The organism is Bremerella sp. JC817 (genome assembly GCF_040718835.1).
Classification (GTDB): Bacteria; Planctomycetota; Planctomycetia; order Pirellulales; family Pirellulaceae; genus Bremerella.
This window is the reverse complement of the sequence record NZ_JBFEFG010000018.1, coordinates 1-703: the sequence shown is the minus strand read 5'-3', so window position 1 is coordinate 703 and position 703 is coordinate 1. Positions and strand designations below refer to the sequence as shown.

The window sequence follows — 703 nt, the reverse complement described above, 5'->3', positions numbered from 1 at the left end:
GTCCCGGAAGGTTCCGGAGCCGACGCGGGCCGGGCCATTGCGATCGCCGAAGGAGGGCCGACCCGGGCGTTTGCAGCTCGGGGCGGCGCGAGCGAGCGGTCAGACCGTCCGGAGGCCGGTCATCAGGTGGCCGGGGTCGGCTCGGGGGCCGGGGAGAGGTTCAGGCCTTCCAGGGCCGACTCGACCTCGGAGGAGCGTCGTCCCACATCGTTGGGGTCTTCGGCGTATAGGTGACAACCGGGAAGCTGTTGCGAATCACTTCACGGCCTTCCGCCAGGCTACCGCTTACCGCAAGGTGGCAACTGGGTTTACTTCCAGGTGCAGCGGCAAGGACCGCCATGGGACGATGTCCAACGAACGCAGACGATGGGCTGGCGTTTCCAGCGCGCCGCCACGGTTCAGTTTCAACATGCCCCCGGCGATAAAGCCGCGAACCTGAAAACCGTCCAACAGTTCGCTCTGCAGGCGGCCAGTGACGGCGCAGCGTCGTCATAACCCGCCGCGCGAAAGTTCTCTAACTCGGCGTGTTCAACGTGTCCCTGCGATCGGAGGATGCTTTGCGTGAAGCGGAGCAGGGCGTCCGCCTGCGGACCAAGCATCGCCATTTGTTCTGGCGTCAACGTCGGAGGAGAATTAGCATCGGAGCCCCCCATCCCTTCGCCTGACATGCCCGAGTACATGTCGTACCCGGCACCTGGCATCG

General features: G+C 65.1%; 1 protein-coding gene and 1 pseudogene. Both read right to left on the bottom strand.

All coding sequences use genetic code 11. The features are described from left to right. Positions 1 to 285: 285 nt before the first annotated feature. Positions 286 to 411: a hypothetical protein gene (locus tag AB1L30_RS00085; RefSeq protein WP_367011327.1), complete on the bottom strand. Its 126-nt coding sequence runs from the start codon at positions 409 to 411 to the stop codon at positions 286 to 288. Continuing rightward, a pseudogene (locus AB1L30_RS00080) lies at positions 405 to 703 on the bottom strand (hypothetical protein); the annotation flags it as partial. The gene AB1L30_RS00085 and the pseudogene AB1L30_RS00080, both read right to left, overlap by 7 nt.

Coding starts and splice junctions, on each gene's coding strand:
- AB1L30_RS00085 (WP_367011327.1), bottom strand. CDS start 411: ATGTTGAAACTGAACCGTGGCGGCGCGCTGGAAACGCCAGCCCATCGT.